Source organism: Ignavibacteria bacterium, assembly GCA_013177855.1.
Lineage (GTDB): Bacteria > Bacteroidota > Ignavibacteria > Ch128b > Ch128b > Ch128b.
This window is the reverse complement of the sequence record JABLYA010000001.1, coordinates 1,525,023-1,541,982: the sequence shown is the minus strand read 5'-3', so window position 1 is coordinate 1,541,982 and position 16,960 is coordinate 1,525,023. Positions and strand designations below refer to the sequence as shown.

The window sequence follows — 16,960 nt, the reverse complement described above, 5'->3', positions numbered from 1 at the left end:
AAGATCCCTGAACAAAATTTTTTATTATCATTTCAAATAAAGCATTTTGATAGTTTGAGTTTTATTTCCAACAAAAAGCTGGCAAATTAAAACGCTCGTCGATATACTTTGTTGTTTAATTGTCTCGATATCAAAATTTACAGAATAACAGCCGGCAGTTTGATAATCATCAATTAGTGTTGTGATCTCTCTACCGAGAACATCATAAATTTTCAAAGTAACTTTTTGTAGTGAGTTTAAATTTCCTGGAATGATATAACTTATTATTGTATTTGAATTAAATGGGTTCGGATAATTTTGTAGAAGTTTGAAGTCATTAATTGAAATTTCTGATTTCTCTTTTTCGACATCAGAAATTAACTGATAATCCATCCACGCTAATCTTGATGTGAGCCAGTTTTTCAGATAGTTGATTTCTTCTTCGTAAGTTTGACCAACATAGTAATTAGGCCAAACATATTGACCAATGACAGGCCATTTCTGAAAGTTTCTCTGTCTTGATTCTTCAAGTAATTGAACAAGCGAATCGATGGTAGAATTAATTTTTTCATTTGTCCAGACAGAATTTCTAAGCTCAATCCATCTTTGTCTGAATTTAGTTCGAAAATTTTGATCATTAAAAATTTTTTTCCACCAGAATGGAATGAAATAATTTTCCCAGCTTGGAATGTTTGAATATTCCGAAACATACTCAAGATACCATCCACTTGAATTGAATGCCTGATAATAATCACAATTTCCAAAAGCTAAATTGAAATCCCAAACAGGTCCAGCAAATAATTTTGGATTGCGGCTGTCCCTATCTTTATAAAAGAAAGTACTCAATCGGTAGGCATCGATATTTTTAACAAGTTCATTTAAGAGAATGTAATCAACAAACGAATTGACATCAATATACTTTTGATAACCAAGAATTGAATCGGCGTAATAAGGTCCAAACATTGCCGACTCAAATGCATAAATCCATGCTTTGATGTAATTTTTTTGAGCTTCAACGATTTCACTGGGTTTTGGATAATGATATTGATAAAAAATTCTTGCACTTAATTGCGGGAATGGACGAAAGTTAGAATACCAGCCATCGTTATTTTCACCATCAAGCTTATCAATTTTAATGATATATCCGCCAGTCAATGCATCGCCTGATGTATCAGCTGGATTTAATTTTTTTATATTTACTCGATTTGCATCTCTTTTAATTTTTTCGAGAAGAACATAAACTCCTTTGTATTCGCCATTTATAACGAGTTCAAAAAATTTTGACCTCGAAGCATATCTACCCAAATCTCGAGCAAGTTTATAAGCAAGAACATCGCGAATTAAAGTTTTATCATTGTATGGACCATAAAAAACCCAATCAGCTTCAGATGGGAAACCGAGCAATGAAACTGATCTATCGTTCCCGAGCGAGTCTCTTGTTTCGACTGCGTAACTTTTTTTAGGAAATGTTAGTGAACTTGAACCACGCAATTCAATCCCGATCCAACCATCGTAATGACTGAATGGATCTGTAATGTAATTTCTTACACCTTCACCATTATAAATTACTCCCATTCGTGCTTGAATTTTATATTCGTTTGGAATTTCCTGACCAAAAGTATTTATCACAACTATTGGGAGATTTGAAGAAGTGAAATTAACCGACTGAGCTCTAATTGAAATCAGGCACAGAAAAAGGATTAATAAAAAACTTTGAATTATAATTTTCATCATTTCAAAATTATCATCTTTCTGACAAAGGTTTTTTTCTCAGTTTCTAATCTCAGTAAGTAAGTTCCACTCGAAAGATTATGAGCATCAAATTCTTCGACATAAGTTCCTGGAGATTTTAATCCTTCTTCAATGGTGAAAGTTTCATTACCGAGTAAATCATAAACTTTGAGTTTGATATTTGTGATTTCAGGAATTGAATAAGTAATAACTGTCTTTGAATTAAACGGATTAGGATAATTTTGTTTTAAATCAAAATCTTTCGGTAATAAATCTTTTTCTTCCACATCAGTAGAAAGTAATTCAAACTCAAAATGACTGAGATTAAAGCCTCCGTTAAAGAATCTTGCTTCAAGTTGATGAATGCCTTGCGGGAGATAAACATTGTTAAGTTCAACAAATTGCCAGTTTTGCCAGCCATTTGTGTTTGGTACATTGATCAGACCGCCAAGAACTAAGCCATCGAGACGCAAAAGGATTTGTCCACCTGTATTCATTGAAGCTACATTAATTTTAATTTTATAAGTCCCGCTTTGCGTAATATTACAGGTATATCTCAACCACTCACCATTTTGAATCCAACCGACGTTATATCCATTTGAACCGAAATCAATACAGGTTTCAATATCAACGCCATCGTTTCTAAATTTTCCTCCAGAGTTCCAGGTTCCGCCGCCTACATTTTGATAGTCAACATCATAATAAGCATAATTTAATTTTCCCATATCATATTCAGTAGCGTAAACAGTCCCTGGAATTATGTTTTGATTATATGGAATTGTCTGAGTGTTATTTGGTTGCCGCATTAATGCATCAATTACATCTTTTCTGAATTCACATAATTCAAATTTTAAATTTTCTGCCTGAAGCATAAGTGCATTAAAAGCATAAGTTGCGCTCGGTCTTGGACCCGAGCCGCTCCAATAATTCAACAAAGTTTGATAAAATGGCGACATAACAGCTGAAAGCGGACCTGCAATAGTTTCAATTTTTTTCCAAGTCCACCAAGCCCAACCGATATTGTTTCGTTTCATCAATTCGACGCAATCAACAAACCACTTGTTAGAATTTTCACCTGTCTCGCCAAGCCACAATGGAACATTATACTGGTTTCTTATATCAATTAAATATTGAATACTTCCTTGATCATTTGAATTCCAGTATTTATGAAAACTGTAAACCATATTATTATCCCATGGTGGAGTAAGTCCCGTAAAATCAGTCGCAAACCAATTACCTTCAATGAAAATTATATGATTTGTATCAACAGCTCTAATTGTGTCAGTAATTCGAATATATAACTCTCGAAGCGGCTGATTGTTTGGAGGCAGATTCCATTTAGGTTCATTCAATAAATCATAACCACCAATCCATTCTTTGTCTTTGTATTTTTCAGCAATTTTTCTCCAGATTTTGACTGTCAAATCTTTATTTTGTTCACTTTGCCATAAAGAAGGATAAGCAGGATTATAATCACTGATGTTTTCATCGCTTTGTCCACCAGGAGCGGCATGCATATCAAGAATAAGATAAAGCTGATTTGCTTCGCACCATGCTAAAAGGGAGTCGATTATTTCGAAACCTTTGTTAATAAATTGAGGCGGATTCGTATTGACAGCAAATAGATTCCAGTGAAAAGGCAGCCGAATTGAATTAAATCCCCAGGCTTTAATTGAATCAATATCAATTTTTCGAATGAAATTTCTTCGATAAGTTTCATAGAATATTTCTGTATTTGCTTCTCCAATTAAATCGACAATTTTTTGTCTGATTTGCCATTGGGCATTTGCAAAACCAGAGGTGTGAAGCATATAACCTTCCTGCAAAAGCCAACCGCCAAGTCCAATTCCTTTCAAATAAAATTCTTGACCTGTTCCATCAACTATTACTTTTCCTTTTGCTTTAAGAAAACCAATCGAAAGAAGACTTTCTGGATTGAAGAAAAGAAATAAAAGTAAAAGGAGAATAGAGAAATAATTTTTTGGTACCTTCAGCACTTTTTCCTCTCAAATTTTTATTAGCGTTCGAAGTTATTAATTTAATCAAGATTCAGAATGACAATTTATGCTGTCATACTGAGTTCATCGAAGTATGACAGCGATAGAATTAAAAACATTTTCGTTAAAGTCATCCTTCGACAAGCTCAAAATAAATTTTTATTTCAAATAAAATTTTGATTGCAGATCACCAATTGTTACAATAAACTCACCGGGCTCAATAATTCTTTTGTTATTTATTCCAATAAATGAAAGATGATCTTTGTTTATCTTGAAAGTAACCGTTTTTGTCTCGCCAGGATTAAGTTCAATCTTTTCGAAACCTTTTAATTGTTTATTGGGGCGGCTAACTTGACCATAAACATCTGTAATGTACATCAAAACTGCTTCTTTCCCTTTTATTGAACCTTCGTTTTTCACATCAACCGAAACAAGCAACTCATCATCTTCAGTTATTTCATTTTTGTTTAATCTTAAATTTGAGTAAGAGAATTTTGTATAACTCAAACCAAATCCAAAAGGAAGGAGTGGGTCATATTTATTCTCAGCAGAATTTTCAATTGGTTTATAATCGTAATGAACAATTGCGTTTGGATATTTGGGATAAGAGATTGGCAGCTTTCCGCTTGGATTTACATCGCCAAACAATACATCAGCGATTGCATTCCCTCCTTCCATACCCGGCAGAAAAGCAATTAAAGCGCCTTTCACGTCATTGAAAATTTTTGTAATTAATCTTGGGCGGCCCTCAACGATTACAAGAATTACTGGTTTACCAGTCGCAATTAATTTTTTGGCATAATTCAACTGTGCTTCTGGAAGTGTGAGATCGTTTATATTGCCAGGAGTTTCACAATAAGCTGGTTCACCGAGACAAAGAATTATTACATCAGATTGTTTTGCTTTTTGAATTGCTGAGTTTGAATTTAATTCTTTATCAAAAGAACATCCTTCCTCAAACAAAACATTTTTCTTCCCTACTTTTTCGATTACTGCTTCTAATATTGAGTTTTTCTCCTGAGGATAAAGTTCTTCTTCATTTCCTTGCCAGGTAATTGTCCAGCCGCCATTTAAGACCGAAAGTTTATTTGCAGTTGGTCCTGTAACAAAAACTTTTTTATTCTTTTTTAATGGAAGAATGTTGTTATCATTCTTTGCAAGAATAATTGATTCTCTTGCTGCTTCCAGATTAGCCTGAGTATGTTCGGAACTTGCAAATTTTTCTAAGTAATCTTTTTTCGGATATGGATTTTCAAACAAACCAAGTTCAAATTTAACTTTCAAGATTCTGCTCACTGCTTCATCAATTCTCCACATTGGAACAGAGCCTTCTTTTACAAGCTCAAGAAGTAAATCATAAAAACTAAAATTATACGGAACCATACTCATATCAACGCCTGCCATCACAGCTATCTTAACTGCTTCCTTTGGTGATGATGCAACCCTATCTCTTGTATGAAGACGTATAATATCTTCCCAATCAGAGACAACAAATCCATCAAATTTTAATTCACCACGAAGAATTTCTGTGAGCAGATGATAATTCGCATGACCGGGAATTCCATCTACTTCACCTGAATTGACCATAATAGTTTTTGCCCCGGCTTTTATTCCTGCTTCGAAAGGCGGCAGAAAATATTCCCGCAAAGTTCTTTCGGACATATAAGCTGGAGTTCTATCAAAACCATTGAAAGGGAAACTGTAACCGACATAATGTTTAAGGCAAGTTGCGAGTTTATCAGCACGGCTGACATCATTCCCCTGAGCACCTTTAATGTAAGCCATTCCAAGCTGCTGAGCAAGATATACATCTTCACCAAATGTTTCCCACAGTCTTGGCCACAAAGGCTGTCTTCCAAGATCCATCACAGGATAAAAATTCCAGGGAATTCCACTTGCTCGAGTTTCTAGTGAAGTAATCTCACCAATTCTTTCAGCAATATTTCTGTTAAAAGTTGACGCCACAGCTAAAGCCTGAGGAAAGAGCGTTGAGTTTTTTGTGTAAGTAGCTCCGTGAATTGCATCTATGCCATAAATAACTGGAATTCCGAGCCTCGTTTTTTTTGTTGCAATGTCCTGAATTTTTGTAATTACTTCATGCCAGTAATCGATTGAATGAGCAACATCATAGACATTTAGAATTGAACCGACATGATATCTAACAATTGCTTCTTCTAATTTCTTTTCATCAAGTTCGTGCTTTTGAGTTTTTGTTCCCTGTTTTTTAGAAACAACCTCGAGCGTAACTTGAGTCATTTGACCAACTTTTTCTTCAACTGTCATTTTTGAGAGCAATTCCTGTACTTTCTCATCGATTGATTTTGACTGTTGAGAAAAAAGTTGAGATGTAATTACTAAAACAAAGATTGAAAAAATTAAAAATGTTTGCTGCATTTGAACACCCATATTTGATTTAGTTCAGGAACATCATTTTTTTAGTTTGCTGTGAATTGCTGTTTTGCAAAACATAAAAGTAAACTCCAGAAGCAGGAGTAAAATTTTTTATCTCATTAAAATTTAGATGAAGAGAGTAACTCCCTTCTGTTAAATAACCGAGATCTTTCTTAATAATTTGTTTACCAAGAAGAGTGTAAAGCTTAAAAGAGTAATAATCAGGTTTGTAAATGTTATAAGAGATTGTTGTCATTCCGTTGAAAGGATTTGGAGAGTTTTGATGAAGCATAAAATTTTTTTCTGGTAGAAGCTCCGATTCATCTACTCCAAGTGATATTAATTCTATGACTATTCCATTTATCATTGGATTATCTTTATGAGTTACAAAATAAATATCCAGATAACCATCATTAATCTGAACATTATTAACTTCTTTTACATAAGCAGTATTTCTTCCCACTAAGGCATAAATATCAAAATTTTGTAATATCCTATCCTGTTCAATCCAGACATCAAAAACTCTTTTTCCGGCTTGATTATGATAATTTTCTGCAAACATTAATTTAACATTGTAAACGCCATTAGGAAGACGAACCCGATAAGTTGTCATCCCCCATTTTTCAGACTGATAAATTTCATCTTCATCTGTATTGTTAATGTTAAACGAATAAGTTGAATTACCGCCGTCTATTGAACCGTAATCCGAAGTCAATGTCCAGGATTTTTCAGGCAAATAACCAAGTGCAGCAGGTCCGCCGCAATTAATTTTTAGAGGAAAATTGAATTGAGTTTGCGTTACTATACTAACGGCTTTTGGACTCATTGTATTTGCAGGATTCCAATCATCTTTCACATTCATAACAACAAGTGTTTTTGGTGAGATAAAATCCCAACCAGAGACTGTAAGTTCGACTGTCTTTTTATCGGAAAGTAATTTTGCCGAGTCGATTGTCACACCATAAATTATATAGTTTGATTTATTTTGACTTGAAACTTCATCAAGTTCTTCAGAGAAATTAACGAGAATTTTTCCGTTGTGAACTTTAGCAGAATAAAGAACGGGACCTTTCGCATCGGTATATCCAATATTTACACTATTTGTCAAGCAGAGAATCAAATAACCATCTCTAATCACAGTATTCTCAGGGATGAAATCACATCCATTTCCAACCCAGGTGTGAGTCGCTTTATCCCATCGTGATGTATTCCAGTAATTAAAATCATCTGACCATGATAAAGTGAAATTATTCCCAGTTCCATAATTTCCGGAGCCGGGAGTATACAAATAATATTTCACCCAATCATAATAAGCGAAAGCCGGAAGTGCATCTGGATCAAATTGACCAGCCCAGTTTGTTGCTTCTGGATTCCAGATGTTCATCATTAACTTCTGTGGTTTGTTTAATGTTGAGATGTGATCTCCTGTCTGGCGATAAACTTCAACTCCATCAACAAACCAGGCAACATAAGTTGGTGTCCATTCAAAAGCGTAAACATGAAAATCTTCGTGTGGAGAAAAAGGCAAAGGATAATGACTAACATGATTGGTCTGACCTGATGTGATTGTATTGAATTGAATATCGTTTGGATATCGTCCAAGAATTTCGATATCAATTTCGTTCCAGTTTTCAATCCCGCCAGAAAATTCATGATATGTAAAAAAAGAAGAAAGCATTCCTTCCCGGAACGCCGATTTCATTCGAACTTCAAATCTTCCGTAAAGGAAAGATTGTTTTGTCCTAAATTCAGCTCCTTTAAAATCTTTAGAATGGAGTTGAAATATTGGGATTATTAAGAATACAAGAAGTAAAATTTTTCTTTTCATAGGCAGTCCTTAAAAAATTCAGTCCCGGATTCCGTCGAAACAGAATCCGGGAGGAGAGCGTCTATCAGAAACAAACAGTAAGAGTAAATTTTTGAATGTTGTTCAATCTTCCAAAATCTTGATAAGCGTAATCAACTTTAACAGCTACATTACCCATAAGGTTTTGTTTCAAACCAAATCCAAGCGCAAATGATTCTTCTGAGTCATCAAGGAATAAAGATTTGTATCCACCACGAATGAAAAGAAAATCTTGAAATCCATATTCGAAACCAACATTGACACTTTCATAGTCATCACTTGGATGCAAAGCATCGAATGCAAAAGTCAATCTGTGATTTGCAGATCTAATTGGATTATATGCAACACCAACTCTAAATGTCAGCGGCAAATCGTAAGTTTTTGTTTCGAGATAAGCTGGAATTTTGCCGTTATTACCAGTTGTGTAAGGATCTGGATCATACAAAACAAGATTCGACTGGCCAAGAAGCTGCATTGTCGTTCCAAAATTTGAAATTGACATTGCAAGAATTGCATCATCAAATGGAGTTACATATTGAACACCCATATCAATTGCAAAAGCACTTGCACTCATTTTCCAGATTCCCTGATAGACAAATTTAGGATTGAACCCAATGGAAAATCTATCTGTTAATTGCAAAGCATAAGCAAGACTGATTGCCATATCGGTAGCGGAGAAGACCTCACCAGTTCCCCAAGGTTCTTCAATCGTTGTGACTTTCATATCACCAATATTAGAACCTGTAAAACTAACACCAACTGTTCCATAATCACCAATATTATAACTCACAGCGAGGAAATTGTATTTGGTGCCGGCAATCCAGTTTGTGTAATCGACTAGAATTTGTCCGCCCTGTGCTTTAGTTAGTCCAGCAGGATTCCAGTAAATTGCGCTCACATCATTTACGGCACCGACGAAAGCTGAACCCATACCAATTGCTCTTGCACTCTGACCAATTGAGAGGAAAGGTGCGGCAGTAGTTCCTCTCTTTGAAACATTTGTTTTGAATGTCTGTGCAAAAGCATAATTTAATATCATAACAAAAATCAAAGCTGAGTAAAAAATCTTTTTCATCATTTTCATCTCTCCGCTATTTGATTAATGCAAATTTGCCGATGTATTCTCCAATGCCGGGAGCTTCAACATGATAAACATAGACACCGTAGGCTGCTTCCATTCCGTCATCAGTTATTAAATTCCAGGAGACAGTACCATCGAGATAACCCGAATCTTTATAGATAGTTTTAATCAGCTGTCCTGAAAGTGTATAGATTCTAATTGTGCATTTATTCGGAAGGTTTATAAAATCAATTTTTCGTTCACCACGACCGGTTGTATTAAGATTCCTCTTCTCCCAAGCAGCGGCACCTAAATAAGGATTCGGCACTACATCAATTTTTGAAAGTTGAGATTTCGCCAGCGCATTATCTGTGGCAGCTGCTTTAGTTGTAACTATGAATTTATCTCCAGTTTTAAATGGTTTCCTTGTGGTTATAATAAATTTATCTCCATCTTTCGGATATTCTGGTTGAACATTTGGATTAAACGGAGAATTGTAAGTTATATTCCAGGCAAAACGAATATTTGCAGGTGTGATGACTTTATCTTTGAACTCAAGAATTTGAATCACATCACCAAGAGAAAGAGATTGAGATTGATCTCTATCCTGAACTGCTATCTTACAATATTTTTGTTCTGTTTTATTCCATACTTTGAAGTTTACAGGGAATCTCCTGTAAAGCGGTGGTGAAGAAATGTAACAGGTATCAGCTGGTCCATCGTAAAATGTAATTTCATAATCAGCGGGCCAGGGAACACCACGAATTGGTGTTTGATCGGGGAAAACATTCATAACAAGATTACTTTTTCCGACAAGCCAGCCGGTTAGAGAATCAATGATTGTGACTGCCGTATCATTTATTACTGTAACTGCTAACCCATCGAATGGTGGACTAACTTTATCAGCACCAATATATGATGAATCAACAGTAAGAATTGTATCTACATCACTGCCTTTAGTTCGAACAATTTCATATTTCAGAGTTTTGTAAAGTGGATAATCATTGGTTGATTTGAATATAAATTCGTATTTGGTTCCATCTTCAACTACTCTAGGATCGAAAACATGAAATTGTAAAAATCCAGTACCAACTCCTTCGGTAACTTGTTTAGTATCACCTAAAATTTGCGGAGGCACATAACCCGCAACAGGTGCATTTGGAGTTACAACAGCACAATTGATATCGACGAATTGAACATTACCGGCATAATCAACAGTTATAATTTTAGTGCATTCACTAGGTTGCAGTCCAGTTGTTCCATAATTTGGATCACCCATATCATAAGAGACGCAGGCATAATAATATGTAACGCCGTTTTTAACATCAGTATCTACATAAGAATATTGTAAACCAGTATCATCACCACGCCAGAAATGAGCTCCATTAATTCCAACTGGATCCGGTCCTTTTATTCCATCAATCTTATCGAACTGGGCAATTGGTTTCCAGTATCTTGGCAATCCGCGAGAGTCAGTAATAACTTTGATATCGTTGAATTCTGGTTCTTGACTTCGATAAATTAAATAACCTTCGAAATCTTTTTTATATCCTTTTCTTGGATCATTATCTTCATAACCTAAGAATGGATCCCGGGATTCTTCGGCGACATTATCCCAGTAAAGAAATACTTTACCATCACCAGGTACGGCTGTCAGTTTTGGTTTAAGTGGTGGTTTAGAGAAATTATAATTTGCATTGTAAATCTGTTGTACAGTTTCTTTGTTGAATACTAAGTCATTTAAATCTTCACCAAAAACTAAAGCCATCGAGAATCTTTCTCTAAGTCCTTTATAAAGTGGGAATGGACCAGAAGCGAAGACCATTGAAATGTTTGATCTTTGCAGTGAGGTATCAAAAGTGCCGGCAACCATTTTTAGCCACATTGATTCATCATCTTTGGGCCAGCCGCCGCCAGTTCCACCTTCGCCAAGTCTATAAATTGAAACAGCAGTTAAACCAATCTGATCTGATTCATCTTTATCAGTTTTGTCAAAATGAGGTTCACCGTCTGTTGGAATCCCATCACCTTCACCTTCGTCGGGTCCATTGTACTGTCTATCCCAAGGACCCACACCATCTTTACCAAGGTCATCATTAAGCGGTTCATTTTCTTCTCGATCCCATTTGCCGTTTCCATTTAAATCAGAATATGGAATCCAATCACCATCATTATCAATACCATCATCTCTTCGCTCATCGACCATACCGTCTTCATCATCATCAATCCCATTCCAAGGATTTCCGGGACTTTCCAGATAAGCATAACCATACATACCTGTTTTCCACATATCAGGGACACCAAAGCCATCATTGTCATAGCAGTAAGCCAGGTCGAGTTTCAAATCGAACGATGCACAATCATCACCTGAATCTTGAGTTCCACCAACTCCACAGTCAGTATAAAAACCAAAAACTGTAGTTGGATAATCAAAATCAGAAATATTTACAATATCATAATGCCAGAAAATTATATCTTCAGCTAAAACATGAGACCATTGAAAACCGCGAACTTCAACTCTAAGTCCAAGTCCACCACGATCCGAATCCGATGCAATTGGAAAATATAAATATGGTGGACGAGTAAATTCCTTATCTCTCGAGTCATCCATAACAAAGAAAGTCTCAAAATCAGAATTCATCACACCGCGGCCGAAATAACCATACCAATAGCCATTCCATTCAGGGGTTAGATTTAAAGCACGAGGCCAAATCGGTGGCCAGGATTTTGGATCTGTGTTTATTGCAGGTTTTGTTGAAGAAGGATTTACATAACCCGGGACTGGTTCAAGTCCCCAGATTTCTCCAGTTACAGGATCTTTATCCATCCATTCACGATAAGATGATTCTAATGGATGAATTTTTTGTCCAGTTCCTGGTGCTGTAACTTCTGATGCAATTAATACACAAACACCATCAAGGTAAGAATGTCCACTGCCTTTGGGCCATTCCCCAGAAGGTTGATAGGGCCACTGACCAACTTCACCATTATTGTAGAACAATGTTCTAATCTGATTACCATCCATTACGCCTTCACGGCGATACTGGATGTTTCCTTTTGGTTCATCACGATAAAGTTGAATTTGATAAGGTACCTGTGAAAATGTATACTCAACCAAAATTAAAAGTATAAATAAAACAAATTTCCGCATCATTCTTCATCTCCCGATTTTATAATTGGAATCCGATTCCAAGACGAATTTGTCTTGGTGATGAATACATTGCTGGATTTTTGATATACTCATCGATGGTATTCAAACCAATAATTTCACCAGCATATTTGACATTTAAATCAGCAGTTGCTCTTCCAGTTGTTGCATAAACGCCAACCTCGTTTTTGATATCAAGTACATTATAAATAATAGCGTAAGTGTAAAGATTGACGCCAAAAACTTTGAAAAATTTATCCGCCCTTAAATCGAGATTAATAAATGTTGGCTTTCTACCGCCATTTTCAAATCGGACACCGCGGGAAATCTTGATATCTTCAGTATAAGGAGTTCCTGAACCATACTGGAAAATTAATCCTGCTGACCAATCACCAGGAATTCCTACAGTTATACTTAGATTCAAAGTATGTCGTTGATCCCAATCAAGAGGCACAACGGTTTTCGATTCTTCAATTGGCGGATTTGTTTGATTGTAATTGTAGACAGCATAAGGATCAGAAGCATTACCTTCAGCAATTTGATATGTGTAATCTAACTTAGCTCCGAAATAATTAGAAAATCTCTTATCAAGCGTAACAATCAAGCCTCTAACATTTGCATAATCACGATTAATGAAACGAGCATATTTGAAACCTTCATAAGTATTAACGATCTCCATACCGAGCCAGTTACGAATATCTCTGTAGTAAAGCGAAGCGTTTAATGCAAGATCTTCCATTAAAACCTGTTGCAGACCCAATTCATAAATCACATTCTTTTCAGCATTTAAATCAGGATTGCCAATAATTGAGCTGAGAGAATTACCTGGCTGGACGACAAACTCTGGATTTGCATATAGATTTTCGAAATTCGGAATCTTGAAGAAATGTCCATACGAAAATCTTATGATTCCTTTATCAGTGATTGGGAATGAAACACCAAGTCTCGGACTGACCTGCATTTTCGGTTTTGCTTTTACCCATTCATTGTAACCAGGAAAGTTTGGATTTCGAGTTGGATTTCTTTTATCTGCAGGAAGTTTCGCGTTTGCATTGAAATAATCAAACCGCACACCGGCGTTTATAATCATTATGTCGTATTCCATTTTGTCCTGAATGTAAGCCGAAGCTTCATAAGGAAACCTTGTGTATTCGATATGTGAACCACGGTCAGTAATTGTTCCTTTATCAGGATATCCGGGAGTAAAGACTTTATTCCCAAGACTATCTACAACTCCATCTGTCAGATTAATTAAATCTTTGTAATGATTATAAATGTGATGATATCTCAATTCAAAGCCAGAACCAATTTTATGCTCTTTGCTTACCTGAGAAGAAATTGACCATTGAGCAATGTAAGATCTTGTGAATCGAGTGTATCTTCCACCTTGATTACCACCAGATCGAAAAGTATAACCAGATATTGCAATTCCCTGTCGTGGATCAACATATCTTGGATCAAATTCATCTTCGTACAAGTAACCTTTGAAGTTGTAATTATTAAATGTGAATTTGAAACTGTGACTTGTGTTTGAAGAGATATAATGTGTCAATTGAAAATTATGAATCCAATCATTTCCGTAATGCGTCATCATTCCGTCGGGTGTCCAGGACCAGTAATGGTCATAGTATTTGTTTCTGGTTTTATCATAGAAGAATGAATAAGAAAGAACAATTGATGGAAGAGCATAAGTCAACTTCCCATTTGCTGAATACTTTGTGAATGGATTCATCGGCACATAGGCACCATCGCCTGTGTTTCGAGGAATCCATATAGATTTATTTAATGGATCGGGATAAAAGGGAACATCATCCCAGGTATTATAAACTCTTTTTCCATATAAATGACCAATATCATCGTAGTAGCGGACTGTCAAAAAGTAATAAAGATTTTTAATTGGCCTTAAAGGTCCACTAATGGTGATTTGTAAATTCTTTTGAGATATTCTGTCAACCCGATCTAAATTTCTAAAAATATCTGTATGAGTGGTGACGAAATTACCAGTGTAAGCGCTTATATCTGTTTTAAATTTATCTGAACCACCTTCAGTAACAATATTCACAACTCCTGAAAGTGCCTGACCATACTCAGCATTAAATGTACCGGTTATAACTTCCATTTGACGGATTGAAGTGTTTTCAACCTCAATGTTAAATCCACCATTGAATGGGTCAGTAACCATCACACCATCAATAAGATATGCAACATCGTTTGCTCGACCACCACGAAAATGTCCGTCAATTACACCCGCTTGAAGATTTACAATTCTATTTACACTTTCAACGGGCATCATCTTAATATCATCTGAAGAAATGGTAACAGAGGTGGAAGTCAAATCTTTTTGAACAAGTGGCCTTTCAGATGTTACAACTACTTCTTTATCAAGCTGAATGACCGAGCTTGTCATTTTAATATCAATACGGGTAGTCAGATCAATCTTTACAATCACATTCTCAATGATTGTTTTTTGATAACCAACAGCCGATGCAATTAGTCTGTATTTACCAGGAGGAACATTATTAATTGAATAAAACCCATCGATACCTGCAGCAGCACCAAAGTAAGTCCCTTCAACAATAATGTTTGCACCAACTATTGGTTCATTTGTTTGAGCGTCTGTCACTTTACCGACTATTTTACCTGTTGTGCCTGCAAACAAACTATATCCCGAAAAAATTAAAATCAGAAAAATCAAAGCAAGTTGTTTCAAGCTGTGATTCTCATTCAGAATATTTTTTCTTTTCATAATCTTATCCCTGAATGATTATTTAATTAAATGAACATTCAATCTTTTTAATTAAAAACTTTATCTGAAATACATCTCAGATCATGATTTCAAAACAAATAAATATGTAAAAAATATTATGGATGTCAGGCTAAAAAATTCAGCCTGACATCCAAAATTTATTAGAACTAAAGAGGCAAAAATTTATTTAATTAACACCATCTTTCTAGTCTGGTTAAATGAGCTTCCAGTTAACTTATAGAAGTAAATGCCACTCGTTAATTTGGAAGCATCAAATTTGACTTTGTATAGACCAGATTGCAATTCCCCTTCAATCAAAGTTGCAATTTCTTTACCCAATACATTATAAACTTTCAATGAAACATAATCTTTCTTTGGCAAAGCAAATTGAATTTCAGTTGTTGGGTTAAATGGATTCGGATAGTTCTGATAGAGCTGATAATCTTTTATAACCACATCTTCTCTTTGAACCGATGTTGGTTCCCAGAGATTTCCAATCCAGGTGTATAACCATCTCGAGACATCTCGCCATGATTGATCTTCGTTGTAAGGTGAATATGTGAGAATACCTTCTCGCTCTGGGCCATTATCTCTATCATTGATAGAAAAATCAATTGGTATTCTGAAACCTTCGACCGGAGTGAATAAAGCATCGTTACCTAATGCAGCCAGTGCAGTCCATGGAATTCTTGCTTCTACAACATAACCAGTTGGGAATTTTGGTCCGATGTAATAGTTCGGTCCGATTGTATCAAGTACACCAGCAGGTGCATCACCAAGGATGTTAACACCAGTAAATCTAATATGATAGTCTGGTTGATTGCCTCTTTGATAATTTGTATGTGGTAAACCATGCCAGTTGTAGAGTCCAATATAAATATCCGGTGCATCATTTAACCAGGAAGAAGAATTTCCTGTTGGTGCAAAGACATCATCATTAACATCGAAAGCTACATAAAGGTAATTTTGATCTGCAGCAACATAAGCATTTGCAGAACAGTCATTATCTCCATTAATTTGAGTATTTGTGACAATGTGACCTGTTCCGTCCGATGGATACATTCTGAATGGTCTAATATTTGCCCATTCACTCAAGTCACCATCTGGATTAAAGTTTGGCGCATTGAGCGAAATTGTTGCGACACCTTTAGCAGTATTTGTAACTGGAGCTGAATTTGTACTGACATCACTTTCATTACCCGATGCATCAACACAGGTAACAGCGTAATAATATGTAACAGATTGATTTGTATTAGGTGCAAATAACAAGTGCTCAATCAATTGATTATTTTCAGCAACACCAAGTTTAACTACTTCAACACCAGGAGCGTTAATATCGGTAATTGGATTCTTGCTGTAATAAATATTGTATTTTTCACCTTCTTCGTTGGGTACATCCTGCCAGGTGATAATATTTTGATAAGTTCCAGCAATTGCTAAAACTCCCTGAGGTGGATTTGGCGGGATGACATCAAATTCTGGATTTCCTGTCCACCAATCTGTAATCCAGATAACTCTTCCTGCAACACCTGATGCTTGAGCCATCAATCCTACAATATGAACTGAAGATGAATCAAAGTTGCTTGTATTATCTTGATATTCCATTTCTCTCAATGGGAAGTAATAAGTATGCCATTGTCCATCATCTATTGGCTGGAAGACTTTTCCAACTTTTCCTGCACCACCTTCGAATTGAATTCTAAGTGGACCAGTTCCTGCCGGGCATTTCAATTTAATCTGGCAAGTATCTTTTGGCCATGCACCAGCTAAATTAAATGGTGGGTTGATATCCATTCCCCAACCTGTCCAGCCATTACCCCATTCATCACCTTGTGTCCATTTAATAGCATTAGAATTGGGAATAGGTCCTGCACCCTTTACAACTTCAACTGCAGATTGACCCCATGCCCAAACATTAGCAATCTGGCTTGGGAAAGTTATTCCATTGAAAATAACTGCTGGGACAGCTTTCAAACCAAATCTTCTAAAACCATCAAACATTACTTCCAGTGAATCTGCCGGAAGATTCTGACCAGGAGTATAACCAGCAGTTACAGCAGCA

Annotated in this window: 8 protein-coding genes; all 8 read right to left on the bottom strand. The window is 35.8% G+C overall.

Annotated elements, in window-relative coordinates; all coding sequences use genetic code 11:
• Nucleotides 1-27 precede the first annotated feature (27 nt).
• The 8 genes from HPY57_06410 to HPY57_06375 all read right to left on the bottom strand — a co-directional run bounded on the left by HPY57_06410 (nt 28) and on the right by HPY57_06375 (nt 15,519).
• The gene (locus HPY57_06410; GenBank protein ID NPV11404.1) at nt 28-1,713 is read right to left on the bottom strand and encodes a spore coat protein CotH; all 1,686 of its coding nucleotides are present in this window, start codon (nt 1,711-1,713) and stop codon (nt 28-30) included.
• On the bottom strand, nt 1,710-3,707 hold the full coding sequence (locus HPY57_06405; protein NPV11403.1) for a cellulase family glycosylhydrolase: 1,998 nt from the start codon (nt 3,705-3,707) through the stop codon (nt 1,710-1,712). Before HPY57_06405 ends, HPY57_06410 begins: the two co-directional genes overlap by 4 nt.
• A 159-nt stretch (nt 3,708-3,866) precedes the next feature.
• Nucleotides 3,867-6,101, bottom strand: a complete 2,235-nt coding sequence (locus tag HPY57_06400; protein ID NPV11402.1) for a beta-glucosidase — start codon at nt 6,099-6,101, stop codon at nt 3,867-3,869.
• A 19-nt stretch (nt 6,102-6,120) separates the two neighbouring features.
• Nucleotides 6,121-7,926: a family 16 glycosylhydrolase gene (locus HPY57_06395; GenBank protein ID NPV11401.1), complete on the bottom strand. Its 1,806-nt coding sequence runs from the start codon at nt 7,924-7,926 to the stop codon at nt 6,121-6,123.
• A 64-nt stretch (nt 7,927-7,990) separates the two neighbouring features.
• Nucleotides 7,991-9,022 (bottom strand): PorV/PorQ family protein, encoded by a 1,032-nt coding sequence (locus tag HPY57_06390; protein NPV11400.1) that lies wholly within the window; start codon nt 9,020-9,022, stop codon nt 7,991-7,993.
• Between the two features lie 13 nt (nt 9,023-9,035).
• On the bottom strand, nt 9,036-12,158 hold the full coding sequence (locus tag HPY57_06385) for a hypothetical protein (GenBank protein ID NPV11399.1): 3,123 nt from the start codon (nt 12,156-12,158) through the stop codon (nt 9,036-9,038).
• 16 nt (nt 12,159-12,174) lie between these two features.
• Nucleotides 12,175-14,898, bottom strand: a complete 2,724-nt coding sequence (locus tag HPY57_06380) for a TonB-dependent receptor (protein NPV11398.1) — start codon at nt 14,896-14,898, stop codon at nt 12,175-12,177.
• Between the two features lie 183 nt (nt 14,899-15,081).
• Entirely contained in the window at nt 15,082-15,519 is a 438-nt protein-coding gene (locus HPY57_06375; protein ID NPV11397.1) for a T9SS type A sorting domain-containing protein, read from the bottom strand.
• Nucleotides 15,520-16,960: the final 1,441 nt, after the last annotated feature.

Coding starts and splice junctions, on each gene's coding strand:
- HPY57_06385 (NPV11399.1), bottom strand. CDS start 12,158: ATGATGCGGAAATTTGTTTTATTTATACTTTTAATTTTGGTTGAGTAT.
- HPY57_06380 (NPV11398.1), bottom strand. CDS start 14,898: ATGAAAAGAAAAAATATTCTGAATGAGAATCACAGCTTGAAACAACTT.
- HPY57_06395 (NPV11401.1), bottom strand. CDS start 7,926: ATGAAAAGAAAAATTTTACTTCTTGTATTCTTAATAATCCCAATATTT.
- HPY57_06410 (NPV11404.1), bottom strand. CDS start 1,713: ATGATGAAAATTATAATTCAAAGTTTTTTATTAATCCTTTTTCTGTGC.
- HPY57_06390 (NPV11400.1), bottom strand. CDS start 9,022: ATGATGAAAAAGATTTTTTACTCAGCTTTGATTTTTGTTATGATATTA.
- HPY57_06400 (NPV11402.1), bottom strand. CDS start 6,101: ATGCAGCAAACATTTTTAATTTTTTCAATCTTTGTTTTAGTAATTACA.